Here is a 15,658-nt window from a genome sequence, read left to right as displayed (position 1 = left end):
TGCGTTCCTTGTGCTGCTATACTGTTTGAGGGTCTATACGATCCCTGTCGTGCGGAGCGCCGAGCCCGGGCGACGATAGCGCGAAGACGATCCGTCCGTATTCGAGAGCACGGAACGCGGAGCGTGTCAACGCGAAGGAGACGCGTCGTTCCGCTTGTGCTTGAGCACCTCGTCGCGTCCGCAGGAGCGAGTTCGGCGATGCGCCGCGCGATGTGGGGGGCATGTGTCTCCAGCGCGAAGTGGCCGCTGTCCACGAGCTCCACCACGGCACCGGGGTTGTCGCGGCGGTAGGCCTCGGCGCCGGGCGGGATGAAGAACGGGTCGTTCTTGCCCCAGATCGCCAGCGTCGGCAGCGCCCGCTCGCGGAAGAACGCCTGGAACTTCGGATACAGCGCCACGTTGTTCGCGTAGTCGAGGAACAGGTCCAGCTGGAGCTCGGCGTTGCCCGGCCGCTTCAACAGCAGGTAGTCGAGCATGTACGCCTCCGGTGCCACCAGGCTGGTGTCGGCCACGCCGTGCTCGTACTGCCAGCGCGTGCCTTCGAGCGTGAGCAAGCCGCGCAGGCCGTCGCGGTTCTCCGGCGTGGGGTTTCGGCGTTCAGCGCCGGCGACAGCGCGGCCTGGTTCTTTGCCCGCTCTTCGTCCGCGAGCGCGCGGCGGTAATGCTCGCCGCGCCGGCTTCCTGGGCGCGCTCGAGGACCTGAGGCCTGTGGGGATGAGGGCCGCTACCTCTGCGTCAGATACTGGTTCTGCCACGCCACTATCCAGCCAGGGTATTCGGGCGTGAGCGCGCTCGCCTCGTCGAGCTGCTGGATGTGCTCGGGCGAGAGCGTGACCTCCGCGGCGGCGAGGTTGTCGGCGAGCTGCTCCCGCGTCTTCGCGCCGATGATGACGCTGGTGACGAAGGGGCGAGTCAAGTGCCACGCGAGCGCGACGCGCGCGACCGGGAAGCCCGTGGCGCCAGAGACCTCCCGCAGCGCGCCGAGCACGCGCGGCAGGCGGGCGCGGTCGACGGGCGGGAAGTCGAAGCTCGAGCGCCGCGCGCCCTCGGGGCCGCCCGGCTTCTCCGGATCGTACTTGCCCGACAGCATGCCGCCCGCGAGCGGGCTCCAGGGGAGGATCGCGATGCCCTCCGACTGCGCCAGGGGCACGATCTCGCGCTCGATGTCGCGCCCCGCGAGCGAGTAGTAGACCTGCGCGCTCTCGAACCGCGCGAGGCCGTTCGCCTGCGCGAAGCCGATCGCCTTCATGGCCAGCCACGCGGGCAGGTTGCTGAAGCCGACGTAACGGGCCTTGCCCGAGCGCACCACGTCGTCGAGGGCGCGCACCGTCTCCTCGATGGGTGTCACGGGATCGACGCCGTGGATCTGATAGAGGTCGACGTGATCGAGCCCGAGCCGCCGGAGGCTCCCGTCGATGCTCGCGAGGATGTGCGCCCGCGACAGGCCCACCTGGTTCACGCCCGGGCCAACGCGTCCGCGCACCTTGGTGGCCACGACGACCTGCTCGCGCGGCCGGCCGAGCGCCTTGAGCGCCGCGCCGACGAGCTTCTCCGACTCGCCTTCGGAGTAGACGTCCGCCGTGTCGATGAAATTGACGCCGCTGTCGAGCGACCTGCCGACGATGGCCTCGACCTCGCTCGTGCCGAGCGCGCCGATCACTTCGTAGAAGCCCTTCCCGCCGAACGTCATGGCGCCGAGGCAGAGCTCGGACACGTAGAGGCCAGTCTTCCCGAGGAGCTTGTATCGCATCGTGCTTTCTCCCTTGTGTGTCCGGAGGGGTAGGTCTTCGAGCGCGCTCGAGGTCAAGGGCTGGCCGGCAAAACAAAACGTGGCCAGGTGCGCCCCTTGACTTCGAGCGCGCTCGAGCGTTTACCGTGACGGGTGCCGAAGCGCCGCCGGCGCTCCCCCGCACCAAGCAGCGCCGCGCCAAGAAGCGCTGAGCTGCCTCTTCAGCGGTGAACTTCACCGGCATCGGACGCGGATTTCACCGGTAAACTTCACCGACGTCCGGCGTGGTCTTCACCGGCATCGGACGCGGAGGAGGCTCAGGCGATGCGGAGCGCCAGTTCGGCGAAGGCCGCTCGCACAGCCTGGGGATTCTCGATCCAGGGGAAGTGCCCAGCGCCCTCGATAACGCGCTCGATTACGTTGGGCGTCTGGAACCTCGGGTCGCCCCAACCGCCTTGCCAGACGATCCGATCGTCCGAGCCGGCCAATCGAAGGACCGGCATTCGAGTCGGCCACCACGAGGCCCGGTAGACGTGGTCGAAGTTCGCCTCCGACCACGCGACCGCCGCGCTGTTGTAGGGCATCCTCGCGAGGAGCTCGCGTCCCGCCGAAAGCCCGGCCGGGGTGAAGTTCCATTCCGCGGACGCCCCCGCAATCGCGGCGATGTTCTCGTCACGCGGATCCGCTTCATAGATCGCAGTCGCCGCCTCGACGTCGGGCAACGGATTCGCCTGGGTCATCTCCACGAAGCGAGGATGCCAGAGGGCGTCCGGCGCGGTGTCCAGAAGCGCCAGGGCCTCGAGGTGCGGCTCCAGGTCGGGCGTCGAAAGCAGATACATGCCGCCGGTCGAATGTCCGGCGAACACGACGTTCGGGAGCGCCCTGGCAGCCTCGGCGACGACCTGGGGCCAGGCATCAAAGGGAGTCGCGAGGCGCCCAGGAGGGTCGCGGTTCGAGCCGTCTCCAGGCAGATCGACGAGCCAGGTGGCCCCCGGCACATCCAGGATGTCGGCGAGCCCTTCCAGGCTTTCCGAGCCGATGCCGGGTCCTCCCGGCAGGAACAGCCAGTTGAGGTCTCCCGGGCGGCTCGAGTGACGACGCAGCCGGACGCCCGACGGGGTAAACAAGAGGTCGGCCATGTCGGCCATGGTGAGCGCAAACGACGCCTCCGGCCAGGCTGCGGAGGGGGTTGTGGAGGGAAGGACCCGGCAGCATGCATGAGCCGCTTCGCCACTCGTTTTCCCACCTCTCCCCGTGGCGTCCGCAGTTCCGCCATGGCGTCGCCAGGCAGCATCGCGGCGAGAGGGTCGTCGCCTGCGCACGCCGCCGCGCTTGCCTCCCGGCACAGGCCTCGTGCTTGCCGGCACGCTGTCGGTGATCGTCGCGTCCCGCGTCGCGCGGCCCGTCAGGGCCAGGCGGCCCGGCGCGCGCGCCGCTCATTCGTCGATGAAGATGCCGCCGTAACGGTGGTAGGCGTCTGCCTCTCTGGTCAGCTCAGGTGCGTCGCGGGGGGGCGCTACGAGCGCGGGCGGCTCCGCCGCGCGAGCGCGAGGAGGCCCGCGAGCGCCGCGGCGAGCGCGGTGGCGCCGCTCGGAGAGCCCGCCGGGCCAGAGGCGCTGCACCCCGCCGCGGCCGGCGCGAGGTCCCCGCCCGTGTCCGCGTCGCCATCGCCGATCAGCTCGGAGCCGTCGGACGACACCGGCAGCGCGTCGGGCTCGTGGAGATCGCGGACGGCCACCGGCGCGCCGAGCAGCTCATCGCCGGTGAACGAGGTGGACAGCACCTCGCGCGCGCCGCCGTCCTCCGGCGCGAACGCCGCGGTCGCCGCGAGGCGCGCGGGGGAGCCGCCCGTGCTCGCGACCTGAAACAGCGTGTTGCCGATGGTCACGTAACAGGTCCCGCCATGCCAGCGCCCGTGCCCGAGGTCCGTGCTGATGCGCTCGGGCGCTGCCCCTGGCCGGCCGATGTAGCGATTGCCGTCGTTCAGGAAGAGGACGTCGCCGACGTTGCTGAGGCCGTCGTGGCCGACCCGGAGCTTCGCTTGATCGAACTGGCTCGACGTCGTGAAATTGCTGATCTGTTGCTGCCGGCCGTCCGTCATCCGCAGCCATATCTGGTTGACCGCGCCGTCGGTCTTCAGGAAGCCCGTGTAGCCCGCGTGCAGCAGCAGCCCGACCGAGCTGCTGGTGATCGACTCGCCCAGGAACACCTCGTTTTCTCCAGACTCCGTGTACAGGTTGTACAGGTAACTCGAGCTCCTGCGCCCATCCCACCACTGGGCGGCGATATACGTCCCATAGGTGATCGGCCGCTGCAGGTTGCCCTCGTGATGCACGGGGAGCGACCCCGAGGGCCCCACGATCGAGCCGCTCTCGTGGGTCCCGAAATAGACGTCCCCGGGAGCCGCGATGTCGGCCTGGAAAGGCGATCGGCTGCCCGGGCTGGACCAGAGAAGCCTGTTGGCGAGCCCCGTGCCCAGCGAGTGCGCGAAGGCCCAGTCGTCGTTGGTCGTGGTGAACACCACCGTGTCGCCGTTCACCGCGTCGAGCCGCGCCGCGCGCGCTACGGTGTAACGGTTGCCACCAACCCAGGAAAGGATGTAGCCGTTCGTCGTCTGGTACACGGCCCCGGTCGGCGTGAGCGCTCCATAGACCGCGCTGAGCGGGGCATCCTCTTGCGGTATCACCCCGAGCCACGTCACGGCCTGTGTGTTGCGATCGACGATCGCGATGCGCCCGCGGTGATCCAGGACGAGGAGCCGCGTCACATCGAAGTCGATGATGGCGCCGGGAGCGCGCTGGACGACGGTGAGCCGCGGGCTCCGGTCGACGTAGATCGGGCCGATCGTCCTCGAGACGACCGGCCCCACGCCGTCGCTGGCCTCGACCGTGAGCGTGTACGCCCTGCCCGACGGGATCTGGTAGTCATCGCCGGATTGCCACTCCTTGACGTACAGCCGCCCCGGCACAGACGATGGCGCGTCGTTGTAGAGCTCGACGCTCCCGTCGGCGCTCGCGAAGGATGCGGAGAGGTACTGGCACTCGTACGGCGGCGTCGGGATGCACTTCGCGTCGAAGCGCCAGCCCGCCGTGAGGGTGTCGTTCGGTAGCGCGTTCCATGCGAGGGTCGGAGGCGCCGAGTACCGGTGCAGGGTGCGCTGCGCGCTCGCCCAGTCGCCGAACGCGCTGAACGCGTCGACCGTCACGACGTGGGGGCCATACGGAAGCTCGCCCCCGAGCTCGCCGAGGTCGAACGACCCCTCGAAGTAGCCGTCCTCCGTCGGCGTGAGCTCGATGATGAGCCCTTCGAACTCCGCTTCCACGTAGTAGAGGTCGTCGGGCGACGACGACGCCGCGACGCGCACCGGGATCGTCTCGCTCTCGATGAACTTGTTGCTCGGCTCGACGATCTCGACCGTGACGGCGGCTTCAGCGGCCTCGGCCGAGAGGGACAGGACAACGGCAATCGCGGCGGCAACGTGTCGGCGGTAACTTTGCATGGATCCTCCGTATTTCAGGAGGCTTCGGTGCGCCCGCGGTCGCCATCGTTCATCTAGTTCGCGTCGCTACTTTCCGGATGCCTCCGGGGCGCTTCGGCGCGCAACCACCGCGCGCGGGCGATCCCAGTAGAGCCTGCGGTACGGAGGCAGCTCGCGGCATCGGCTGGTATACGTGTTGCTGTGGTTCCGGCCGGCTCCAACCCAAGGGAGGCTCCATTGAGCAGAGCGAAGCGCTTGCTTTCGGTAGGTGTCGCGATGGCGGTCGGTCTGGGCCTGGCGACGGGCATGACGGGAGCGGCGTCAGCCCGTGTGGACACCGGTGGCGAGGTCGTCGTCGCGGCCGCGGACTTCTGGTACCTGCACAGCACGTACAACAGGCAGGCCGAGTGCGAGACCGCCGCTCAGCTGTACATGTGGCCCAACAACCCGGGCGGCGCGGACGACTACGAATGCCGGTCCGAGGGCGGCCGCTGGAATCTGTGGCTGGGGTTCCTGTCCTGATGTAGCACCGGGAGGCGGCGCGCCGCCGATGCAACCGCTGCCGTCAACCGGTGCAACCCACGGTTGACAGGGATGGGGGGCTGAGTGGGCGGGGAGAGCGCCCGAGTGGAGCGTCTCGTCGACGGTGCGTGGGCTGCAGTCGTGCTGGGTCCGGTACGTGACCTGATCGGCTCCCACCCCTTCGCTATCCCCTCAGCCGGGCATCAGCAAATCTGGAATTATGCGGTTTAAGCAACATTATCGGGGGATGCCCCGCCCGGCCATCCGCGGTTCCTGACCGTGGAATCAGGTTTAAGTCAGTTGACTTCATAAGTCGCGCGCCTTAGACCCGTGGCGGGAGGTCTCGATGAGCACTGACAGCAGCGATCAGGTCCTGGAGTATCCGTTCCGCGCCCCGAACGCCGTGGAGCCTCCGGAGGAGTGGGCGAAGCTCCGGAAGGGGTGTCCGGTCGCCCATGTCCGGCTGCCGAGCGGGGACGAGGCGGTGCTGGTCACGCGGTATGACGACGTGCGCCATGTGCTCTCGGATCCGCGGTTCACCCGCAACCTGAGCCAGGAGGGCGCGGCGAGGATCACGGCCAACGAGGGGGGCAGCGCCTTCGAGAGCGAGGCCGCGGCCGAGATCTCGGCCGGCGAGCAGCACGAGAAATGGCGGCGCTTCATCAGCCGCTGGTTCACCGTCAAGCGCATCTCCGCGATGCAGCAGAGCATCGAGGCGATGGCGAATCAGCTCATCGACACGATGGTCGCGAAGGGCCCGCCCGCCGACCTCGTGAGCGGGCTCGCCTTCCCCTTGCCGGTCTGGGTGATCGCCGAGATCCTCGGCATCTCCGTGGATGAGCGCGACAAGCTCGCCATCTGGTCGAATGCCATGCTCACCCTGACGCAGTTCACGCAGGCGGAGGTCGACGAGGCCCAGGCGGAGTTCACCGAGTACCTGATGGGCCATATCGCGAAGAAGCGCGCGCAGCCCGGGGACGACCTGCTCAGCGATCTGATCAGGGCCGCCGACCAGGGAGAGCAGATCAGCGAAAAGGTCCTCATGCTCACGGCGCAGGGCGTCCTGGTGGCCGGGCACGAGACCACCTCGAACATGATCGCCAAGATGGTCGCCATGCTGCTCTCGGACCGGAAGCGCTGGGAGCGGCTCCTGGCCGAGCCCTCCCTCGTCCGCACCGCGGTGGAGGAGGCGCTCCGCTTCGACGCCAACGCGGGCTTCGGGCTGCCGCGCTTCATCACCGAGGACATCGAGCTGTCGGGCACGAAGGTGCCGCGCGGCACGACGATCATCTGCAACATGGCCGCGGCGAACCGGGACGAGAAGGCGTTCGAGCGGGCCGACGACATGGTGCTGAGCCGCGCGCCGAACCCGCACCTCGCGTTCGGCGCGGGCGGCCACTCGTGCGTGGGCCAGGCGCTCGCGCGGACCGAGCTGCAGACCGTGCTGGGCGTGCTCCTGCGCCGCTTGCCCTCGCTCGATCTCGCGGTGGCGCCCCAGGACCTGCCGCGCCGCGAGGGCCTGCTCGTCGGCGGGATCGAGAGGCTCCTGGTCCGCTGGTGACGATGGCCGGCCGCGACGTGAGACGGGAGCGGAGAGACCCATGGAAACCGGTTCGAAGCTCAGGGTGATCGCGGACGTCGAAAAGTGCTGCGGCGCGGGCCAATGCGTGATGGTCGCGCCCGCGGTCTTCGATCAGCGGGAGGACGGGATCGTGATCGTGCGCGACGCCGAGCCGCCGGAGGAGCAGCACGCGGCCGTCCGGGAAGCGGTCGCCGTGTGCCCCGGCGCCGCCCTCCGGCTGAGCGAGGGCGCACGATGACGACGCTCGACAAAACGAACGGTCGTGCTATCGTAGCCTCGTGACCAAGGGAGAGGACACCCGCAGGGCGATCCTGGCGGAGGCGCTGTCGCTCGCCAGCGAGGTCGGCCTCGACGGCCTGAGCATCGGGCTGCTCGCCGAGCGGGTGGGCATGTCGAAGAGCGGCCTGTTCGCGCATTTCGGCTCCAAGGAGGACATGCAGGTCGCCGTGCTCGACGAGGCGACGAGCCGCTTCGTGGACGTGGTCGTGAGCCCCGCCCTCCGCGAGCCGCGCGGGCTCCCGCGTGTCCGGGCGCTCTTCGAGCGCTGGCTGCGCTGGACCGAGCAGCCGTGCATGCCCGGCGGCTGCGTGTTCCTGCACGCGAGCGTCGAGCTCGACGACAAACCCGGGCCGGCCCGCGACAGGCTCGTCGCCTCTCAGAAGGACTGGATCGAGACCCTCGCGCACGCCGCGCGCATCGCCGTCGAGGAGGGGCACTTCCGGAAGGACCTCGACGTGCATCAGCTCGCGTTCGAGGTGTTCTCGATCGCGTACGGCTTTCACATCCTGGGCAGGCTGCTGCGCGACCCCAAAGCAGAGAAGCGCGCCCGCGCCGCGTTCGAGCGGCTGGTCGGCGACGCGGCGGCGACGCGCTGACGAGACAACCGGAGGTACCATGAGCAAGGCGACTCTCGGACCAAAAAATAGTACGAACGTTCGATCGTTTGATCTGCGCCTCTTCGCGGTGCGCGCCGGCCTGCGCGCGGTGGGGGCCTTGTCCCCGGAGGCGGCGGCGCAGTGGGCCGAGCGGATCTACAGGACGCCCCGGCGCCACGCGCGGCCGGCGTGGGAGCGTGAAGCGCTCGCCGGGGCGGCGCCGTCGCGCGTGGCGAGCGGCGCGGGCGATATCCCGGTGTGGACGTTCAACCCGTCTCGGCCGCGGTCCGGCGATCCTGCGGTGCTGCTGGTGCACGGGTGGGAGGGGCGCGGGAGCCAGCTGTCGGCCTTCGTCCCGCGGCTGGTCGCGGCGGGGCTCCGGGTCGTGGCGTTCGACGCGCCCGGTCACGGCGACCACCCGAAGCCCGACGCCACGGTTGTCGACCTCGCCGACGCGCTCGCGCACGTCGCGCGCGCGGCCGGCCCCATCGAAGGGATCGTGGCGCACTCGCTCGGGGGCGTGGCGGCGGTCCTGGCGCAGCGGGGCGGCGTGCGCGCGAAGCGCTATGCGTTCGTCGCGCCGCCGCTCAACCCGCACCGCTTCATCGGGGCGTTCGTATCGTTCTTCGGGCTGGATCCGCGCGTCGAGCGCCGCCTGAAAGAGCGCATCGAGGCGCGGACGGGCATCGCGCTGCGCGAGCTCGACGGGCGCTTGCTGGCGCCTCGGATGCGCGGGGAGCTGCTCGTGGTGCACGATCGGCAGGACCAGGAGGTGCTGTTCGAGGAAGGGCTCGCGCTGGCCGGCGCGTGGCCGGGCGCGCGCCTCCACGAGACGCAGGGGCTGGGCCACCGGCGCGTGCTCCGCGACAGCCACGTCGTCCGGGAGGTGGCGAGCTTCATCGCGGGCGCCGAGGCGGCGGAGGACACGGGCCTGAGCATGGATTCGCTCGAGGGCGAGCTATTTCATCGAGAGCTGCGGTGGGTCGCCTGAGGGGCCCCGGCATTGCGGCATTGCGACCGGCGCCGCGGTGGCTCGCCTGAGGCGCCGCGCGACGCGATACGCGACACCGAAAATGCCGCGCGCGCCGCCCCCGAGCGGCCTTGCTCCGCGCCGAAGCGGTCGGGTATCCTGCCGCCGCCCCGATGGAGCTCGAGAACCGCACTCCGTTTCCCGTGCTGGAGTACGACATCGTCGATGCTCGGGGCGACGAATCGCATGTCGTCGTCGCGCGGGGCAGCTACGAGCTGCGCGCCGCGCCGGGCGCGGGCGAGAGCGACGGCGCGCGGATCACCCACGTTGCCGCCATCGCCGATGGCGAGCTCGTGGTCTCGGACGTCTATCACGGCGAGATCAACCGCAGCAGCGTCAAAGTCGAGAGCGATCTCGCGCAGAGCAAGCCGAGGTGCGACGTCATCGTGATCGGCGCCGCGCACGCGCCGGCCGGCGAGGCGGCGGCGCGCGTGGACGTGCGCGTCCGCATCCGGCGCCTGGCCGCGATCCCCGACCTCGCGGAGGCCGGCACGCTGCTGGATCACCGCCTGGCCGTCCACGGGGCGCGGGCGTTCGAGCGCAAGGACGATGAATGGGCGCTGACGGATCCGGAGCCCTTCGTGGCGCTGCCGCTGCGCTACGAGCACGCCTTCGGCGGCCAGCTCAAGGTGTACGCCGAGGATGAGGCCGCGAGGCGGCTCGACGGCGCGCACCGGCTGAGCGAGGCGGCGCGCCGGGCGCACCCGGAGGCGGACGCGGCCCCGGTGGCGCACGCGACCTGCGCGCACAATCCGTTCGGCGTCGGCTTCCTCGAGGGCTGGTACGCCGACGCGGCCGAGGTGAAGCGCTGGCCGGCCCCGCGGATCGAGGCGCCCGGCGCCGGGATCACGGCGGAGATCTTCGCGCGGATGGTGGCGGGCGAGGTGCGCGCCGGCGAGGCGCCGGAGCTGTCGCCGCGCGGATTCGGCGTCATCGCCAAGCCGTGGCAGCCGCGGCTGAAGCTGGCAGGCACCTTCGACGATCGCTGGCTCGCCGAGCGCTGGCCGTACATGCCGCCCGATTTCGACATGGCTTACTGGAACGGCGCGCACCCCGACATGCAATGCGATTACCTGCTCGGCGGCGAGCTCGCCGAGCTGTGGAACCTGCTGCCGCCGAGCGCGCCGGGCGCGGCGCCCGAGGCCGCAGGCACGGCCTGCCGCTTCCACGTGCCGGAGGCCGCCGTGGTCGTCCGGCTCGCCGGCAAGGGCGACGCGGTGAGCTTCGCCGCCGTGCCCATCGACACGGCCATCGTCGACCTCGAGCAGATGCGCCTGTCGCTCGTGTGGCGCGCGCGCATCCCGGCGTCGCTCGAGGTCGAGGGCGTGACCCTCCTCTCGCTCGGGTACATGCAGCAGGCGGGTGCGGCTTAATCGGGGCACGGAGAGAGAACATGCCTATCGGCGCTCGAAAGGACAGCAGCTTCTACGCGGTGACCGTCGCCCCGGACGTGTGCTTGACGCCGGTGGGCGGCGCGATGGTGCCGGTCCCGTACATGCTTTACGCCAGCTTCGACGGCAGCATGAAGTGCATCGAGGGCGTGAATCTCAACGGCAAGCCCACCTACGTTTACGATCACAGCCTGGCGCCGACCGTCCGGGGCGACGAGCCCGGCACCGGGGGCGGCGTGAAGTCGGGCGTGAACCTCGGCAAGGTGTGGGCGCACGAGGCGTCGAAGAACGTCCGCGCCGACGGCCGGCGCGTCGTGCGCAGGGGCGATCGCTGCTGGATGAACGTGAAGGCCTGACGCCGTGGCCCTCCCTCCCAGCGCGCAGATCGACACCTCGGTTCGAGGCGAGACGCCCGGCGACGGCAACCCGCCCGCCAACGCGCTCGGGCGCGTCTACACGACCCAGCAAGAGAGGACGCAGGTGGCGCTGCTCGACGAGGAGCTCGCCAGGCAGCTCGCGGCGGAGGCCGCCAGGAGAGCGGCGGCGGAGGCCGCCACGAAGGCGGCGCCGGGCGCCTTGTCCACCCTCGGCCCGGCGGCCGGCGGAGCGGCCGCCGGCGCGGGGGTGTGGGGGGCGCTCGCCGGCGGAATCGGCCTGATCGGCATCTCGCGGACGCATGCCCTCACCCAGGACGCGCTCACCGATCCGGCTCACCGGCCGATGCGCACGCCCTTCCTCGGCCTGGACATGGGCCTCGACCTCCGCGCGGCCCCGAGGCTCGACAGCAATGTCCAGGTCAGGCGCCCGCCGTGCATCGTGGGGCGGCACGGCGATCTCAAGAGGATCTGCAAGCTGCTGCCGGGCGAGGGCTCCCAGTCGCACCACATCGTCCCCGACGAGTTCGTGCGCTCGGGCACGCGCAACGGCTCCGCGTACCGGATCCTCTCCGAGGACGACGGCGCCGCCATCTGCATCCCCGGAAACGCCTTCGTCAAGGGCACGCTGCACAACGCCATTCACGCGGACCTGAACAGAATCCTTAACAACAAGGTCGCCGCCGGCGAGTCGACCGACGGCACCCTCCCGCTCTCCGAGGTGATCGGATCGTCGCTGCGCGTCACGGTCGCGTACAAGCCGGAGTGCACTGCGCAGATCATCCGCGAGGTCGACAGGGCATTCCAAGGGATCGACACCACCCAGCGAGTGAAGATCAGATGACCCCGATCGGCGCGGATCCCCGAGCGACACCGGACGATTCCAGCGACACCCCGATGACGATCACGGGCGCGCTCGCCCTGAGCGCCTCCAGCGTCTATCTCTCGGCGACGTTCGCCGCGCCGGGGGATTATGCCCCGCATACGAGGCTCTTCCTGTACGACGAGGCCGGCGCCCCGCCGTGGACGGCGCACGACGTCGGCTTCTTCACGGTCGGGCTGGAGAAGCAGGCCGCCCCCGGGGAAGATCTCGCGCTGTGCGCGCTCTCGCTGGACGGCGAGGTCGAGCTCCGGTCTGCGCGGGGCGCGGTGCTCGAGCAGATCCCGGAGGCCGGGCTCCGCCGGCCGACGTCGAAGGGATACGGCTTCCTCACGGCGCTGCGCCGCGTCGGCGACCGCCTGTTCGCCTGCGGGAGCGCGGGGCAGGTGTACCGGAGGCTCGGCCCCGGCCGGTGGGCGCACGCGGACGCGGGCCTGCTCCAGGCGCCCGGCGTGGACTTCCAGGACCTCGTGAGGCCCGTCGACCTCCAGGGGCCGGCGGAGGACGACCTCTACCTGGCCGCCCAGCAGCTCGGCCCGCGCGGGCTCGAAGGGAGCCTGTATTACCTGGGCAGTCCGCGGTGGCGCCGCCTCGAGGTGCCGGCGGTCGGCGGGCTCAACGCGGTTCACGTCGAGAGCGCGCAGCGCATCTGGGTGTGCGGGCACGAGGGAGCGCTGCTGGTCGGCAATCACCGCGACGGCTTCCGGAGCGTGTCGCGGGAGAGGAGCCCGCACCTCTTCCACGCCGTCGCCATGTACCAGGAGACCCTCTATCTTGGGTCGAACTTCGGTCTCTTCCGCTACGACCTCGAGCGCCGGCGCGCCCTGCGGGTGCGCACCGGCCTCGAGCAGGAGCTGCGCTACATCCACACGATCGAGCAGGCCGGCGGCGTCCTCTGGTGCGTCGGCCCCACGGACGTCGCGCGCTTCGACGGCGAGACGTGGACCCGCGTCCACCCCCCGGAGGCGCCGAAGGGCGCGGGCTGACGCGCGCCTTTACCGATCTCCTTCTTCGGGAGACGGCTCGCCGAGCGGGATGGCGTGGCGGATCGCGAACGCCTCGTCGCCACGGCGGCTGATCAGGTGGATCGCGCGGGCCTGGAAGGTGATCGGCAGGATGCGCCGCCATTCGGCCACGAGCGCCTCGCCGCCCTCGGCGCGGAGCTGCGCGATGGACAGGTGCGGGATGAAGCCGCTGGCGGAGACCGTGCTCTGCTCGCTGCACTGGGGGAAGAGGGCTTCCAGCCTGGCCTGCAGGGCCTCCAGCGCGCCGGGCGGCTTGGAGCGCGGGTGGAGCCACGCCGTGGCGCCGGCGCGGTGCTGGAAGCGCCGCACGTCGTCGAGGGTCACCTCGAAGGGCGCGACGTCGCGCAGCGCCGCGGCGATGACGCTCCTCGCCTCGGCGAAGGCGGCCTCCGGCAAGAACCCGTAAAGCAGGTTGATGTGCGGCATCCACCGCTGCACGTGCCTGTCGTGCGCCTGGCGGATCGCCTCGATCGGCGCCCACGCTTCCCGGGGCGGGATCAGCGCGAGGGCGCTGCGGTGGACGGGCCGGGCGTCGAGGCCGCATCGCGGCGGCGGCGCGGGCGCGCTGCGCTGGCCTTCGAGCAGGTCCACGCGCCGGCGGCGGTCCCAGACGGTGGTTGCGCCCTGGCGGATGTACTGGATGCGATGCCAGGGGATGTCGCCCTCCGGGTCGAAGCTCGGGAGGCCGATCTCCTCGGTTCCCGACGCGCGGGTCTCGTAGCCGATGACGAACGCGGCCGGGTCGAGCCGCGGGTCCCAGCGGATCTGGTCGTACACCTGCCGGCTGGTCCGGAGCTTCTGCCGCGCCTCGCCTTCGTGTCCTGAGCTCTCTTGCCGAGCCATGCCAGGAAGGTAGCAGCCCGAGGCGATCGCGACAGGGAGCCACGTCACCGCGGCAGGGCTCCGTGGCTGAGTCCTCTCGGGATCTCGGGCGCTGCTCAGCGCGCTTGCCGCTGCAACCCGAACAACGTGGAGAGCCGCATTGCGCCTTCGCGGTCCAGCGTCGAGAAGCGGGCCCGCGTGAGGTGCGAGGCCAGCTCGAGCAGCTCCGGCGCCGCGAGCACGGGATCGTCGAGGAAGGCCCACCCCTGGCGCAGCAGCGGCCAGAAGCCTGCCACCACGGCGCGCGCCGGCGGCGTTGCCCGATGCGTCCAGGAGAACCTCTTCTCCTTCTCCGTCCGAGGCTCGCGCGCGGGCACCGCGGGGATATCCACGTGGAGCAGGCCGTCGCTGCCGACGTGCGCCTCGAGCTGCGCGAGGAGGGCGACGTCGTAGGGGATCGCCTGGTGATTCTCGTGATAGGCCGACGCCATTCGACGAATGTTGTCGAGGTCCCCGATCGCGTCGTAGAGATACGCGCTCACGGCCCCGAGGACGGGATCGACGTGCTTTTTATGCCGGAGGTCGACGGCCTCGTCCAGGATATCGCTGGCCCGCAGCCCGCCGCGCTCCATGCGCCCGAGCGCCTCGATGGCCGCCTTGCTCGCGAAGTAACCGCCCCAGACCGTGCCGTACACGAGGGCGGATGAGCCGAAGTCGTCGCACAGGATGGAGCCGATGAAGCGGGGGAGCGCCGTCGTGGCGACGTAGGTGCCGTTGGCGAGCTCGACGAGCACGGGCACCGGCTTGTCCAGCACGAAGCCGTTGCGCTCTCCGACGCGCCACCAGTGCGCCACGCCGTTCTGCACCTCCGCGAACGTGTCGGGCGGGGTCCAGAGGGCCGCCACCCGGGCGCCCTCGACCGCGAAGCCGGCGCGGGTCTCGAAATGCGTCGGCGAGCGCAGGCGACGCAGCCGCTCCTCCACCGACAGCTTCACCGACAGGTTCAGATCTCGCGCCGACTCCAGCTCCGACAGCTCATCCAGCAACAGCTCATCCGGCTCCGGCCCCAGGCTGTCGAGCCTGAGCACCTGCTGCGGCACGCCCCCGAGCTCCTGGGCAGGGGGCCAGGGCGGGAACTCCGGGGGCGACAGCGTGGGCCCGACGCCAAAGTAGTAGTTGTCGCCCTCGGGGAACGCCGGCACCGCCGTCGGCACGACCTTCTTGCCGTAGCGGTTCGAGAGCGCCGGCACCTCCGTCGTGAGGTACTTGCCCAGGCTGCTGCTCGTGATCTTGCCCGGGAGGATCTGGGAGAACGCGGACGGCTTCGTGCCCCAGAGCGCTTCCAGGAGCACGCCGGAGAAGAGACACCGATCGTCGTCCGGCGAAGCGCCCGGCACCGCGAACGTGGCGGTGCCGTCCTGCGCGGCGATGAACTTGTCGAGCGCGGGTGTCCCGTCCGGTCTCCTCGGACCGCGCCCGAGCACGGCGTCGGCGGTGAGGTCGAGCGCGTCGACGTCCGGGGGCAGCGACCGGCACGCGTCCGCGAAGATGCCGATCTGCTGGATGCCGTGCATGTAGAGGCGGCGGCGGAGGACCTCCACGGCCACCGCGCGCAGCTCTTTGTGCCAGTCCGAGAGGAGCCACAGCCCCTCCTCCGCCTCCCGGATCAGCCCGTGCCCCGCGAAGTAGAGCAGCATCCGGTGGATCGGCCCCGAGCCGGGCGCGAGGACCGCTTCCAGCTCGGCCTTCAGCCGCGGAAACGTGACCGGCTCTTCGTCGTCGATCACCAGGCGCGACTCGTAGCCGCTCGCGACCGCCCACGCGTGGAACCCGCGCGCTCCGTTGTGCGCCCCTGCGAGGAACGGCAGGCGCTCCGCGTCGCCCACCCCGATCGCGAAGGCGACCATGCGCTGGTTCGGAGGCACCGGTGATCCTTCGCTCGCGGCGTCG

The 15,658-nt window shown here is 70.7% G+C and carries 14 protein-coding genes and 1 pseudogene; 9 read left to right on the top strand and 6 right to left on the bottom strand.

Features of this window, described 5'->3' with window-relative positions:
- Positions 1–188 precede the first annotated feature (188 nt).
- From WMF33_RS29795 to WMF33_RS29780, 4 genes and pseudogenes are all read right to left on the bottom strand, one after another.
- Positions 189–587: pseudogene (locus WMF33_RS29795) on the bottom strand (alpha/beta fold hydrolase); the annotation flags it as partial.
- A 137-nt stretch (positions 588–724) separates the two neighbouring features.
- On the bottom strand, positions 725–1,750 hold the full coding sequence (locus WMF33_RS29790) for an aldo/keto reductase (RefSeq protein ID WP_437331801.1): 1,026 nt from the start codon (positions 1,748–1,750) through the stop codon (positions 725–727).
- Positions 1,751–2,046: 296 nt separating this feature from the next.
- Positions 2,047–2,877: an alpha/beta fold hydrolase gene (locus WMF33_RS29785; RefSeq protein WP_437331800.1), complete on the bottom strand. Its 831-nt coding sequence runs from the start codon at positions 2,875–2,877 to the stop codon at positions 2,047–2,049.
- A 368-nt stretch (positions 2,878–3,245) separates the two neighbouring features.
- Positions 3,246–5,228 (bottom strand): hypothetical protein, encoded by a 1,983-nt coding sequence (locus WMF33_RS29780; protein WP_437331799.1) that lies wholly within the window; start codon positions 5,226–5,228, stop codon positions 3,246–3,248.
- Between the two features lie 309 nt (positions 5,229–5,537).
- Between WMF33_RS29780 and WMF33_RS29775 the strand changes: the two genes are divergently transcribed.
- The 9 genes from WMF33_RS29775 (at position 5,538) to WMF33_RS29735 (ending at position 12,847) form a co-directional block, all read left to right on the top strand.
- The gene (locus WMF33_RS29775; protein WP_437331798.1) at positions 5,538–5,729 is read left to right on the top strand and encodes a hypothetical protein; all 192 of its coding nucleotides are present in this window, start codon (positions 5,538–5,540) and stop codon (positions 5,727–5,729) included.
- A gap of 346 nt (positions 5,730–6,075) precedes the next feature.
- On the top strand, positions 6,076–7,290 hold the full coding sequence (locus WMF33_RS29770) for a cytochrome P450 (protein ID WP_437331797.1): 1,215 nt from the start codon (positions 6,076–6,078) through the stop codon (positions 7,288–7,290).
- 40 nt (positions 7,291–7,330) lie between these two features.
- Positions 7,331–7,549 carry a ferredoxin gene (locus WMF33_RS29765; protein WP_061627543.1) on the top strand — a complete coding sequence of 73 codons (219 nt, stop codon included), beginning with the start codon at positions 7,331–7,333 and terminating at the stop codon, positions 7,547–7,549.
- 40 nt (positions 7,550–7,589) lie between these two features.
- A complete protein-coding gene (locus tag WMF33_RS29760) occupies positions 7,590–8,186 on the top strand; it encodes a TetR/AcrR family transcriptional regulator (RefSeq protein WP_437331796.1) in 597 nt (198 codons plus the stop codon).
- A 109-nt stretch (positions 8,187–8,295) separates the two neighbouring features.
- Positions 8,296–9,177, top strand: coding sequence for an alpha/beta hydrolase (locus tag WMF33_RS29755; RefSeq protein WP_437331795.1), 882 nt, complete (start codon positions 8,296–8,298; stop codon positions 9,175–9,177).
- A 152-nt stretch (positions 9,178–9,329) separates the two neighbouring features.
- Positions 9,330–10,589: a DUF2169 family type VI secretion system accessory protein gene (locus WMF33_RS29750; protein WP_437331794.1), complete on the top strand. Its 1,260-nt coding sequence runs from the start codon at positions 9,330–9,332 to the stop codon at positions 10,587–10,589.
- Positions 10,590–10,609: 20 nt separating this feature from the next.
- Entirely contained in the window at positions 10,610–10,963 is a 354-nt protein-coding gene (locus WMF33_RS29745; protein ID WP_061627547.1) for a PAAR-like domain-containing protein, read from the top strand.
- 4 nt (positions 10,964–10,967) lie between these two features.
- On the top strand, positions 10,968–11,825 hold the full coding sequence (locus tag WMF33_RS29740) for a hypothetical protein (RefSeq protein ID WP_437331793.1): 858 nt from the start codon (positions 10,968–10,970) through the stop codon (positions 11,823–11,825).
- Positions 11,826–11,878: 53 nt separating this feature from the next.
- On the top strand, positions 11,879–12,847 hold the full coding sequence (locus WMF33_RS29735; RefSeq protein WP_437331792.1) for a hypothetical protein: 969 nt from the start codon (positions 11,879–11,881) through the stop codon (positions 12,845–12,847).
- Positions 12,848–12,856: 9 nt separating this feature from the next.
- Here WMF33_RS29735 and WMF33_RS29730 read toward each other — a convergent pair whose 3' ends face one another.
- Complete coding sequence (locus WMF33_RS29730; protein ID WP_437331791.1) at positions 12,857–13,729, bottom strand: RNA repair domain-containing protein; 873 nt, start codon at positions 13,727–13,729, stop codon at positions 12,857–12,859.
- Positions 13,730–13,824: 95 nt separating this feature from the next.
- The gene (locus tag WMF33_RS29725; protein ID WP_437331790.1) at positions 13,825–15,633 is read right to left on the bottom strand and encodes a hypothetical protein; all 1,809 of its coding nucleotides are present in this window, start codon (positions 15,631–15,633) and stop codon (positions 13,825–13,827) included.
- Positions 15,634–15,658 lie beyond the last annotated feature (25 nt).

Source organism: Sorangium sp. So ce394 (assembly GCF_051474665.1).
Classification (GTDB): domain Bacteria; phylum Myxococcota_A; class Polyangia; order Polyangiales; family Polyangiaceae; genus Sorangium; species Sorangium cellulosum_D.
The sequence above is the reverse complement of the archived record's forward strand: the minus strand, read 5'-3'. Positions and strand labels throughout refer to the sequence as shown.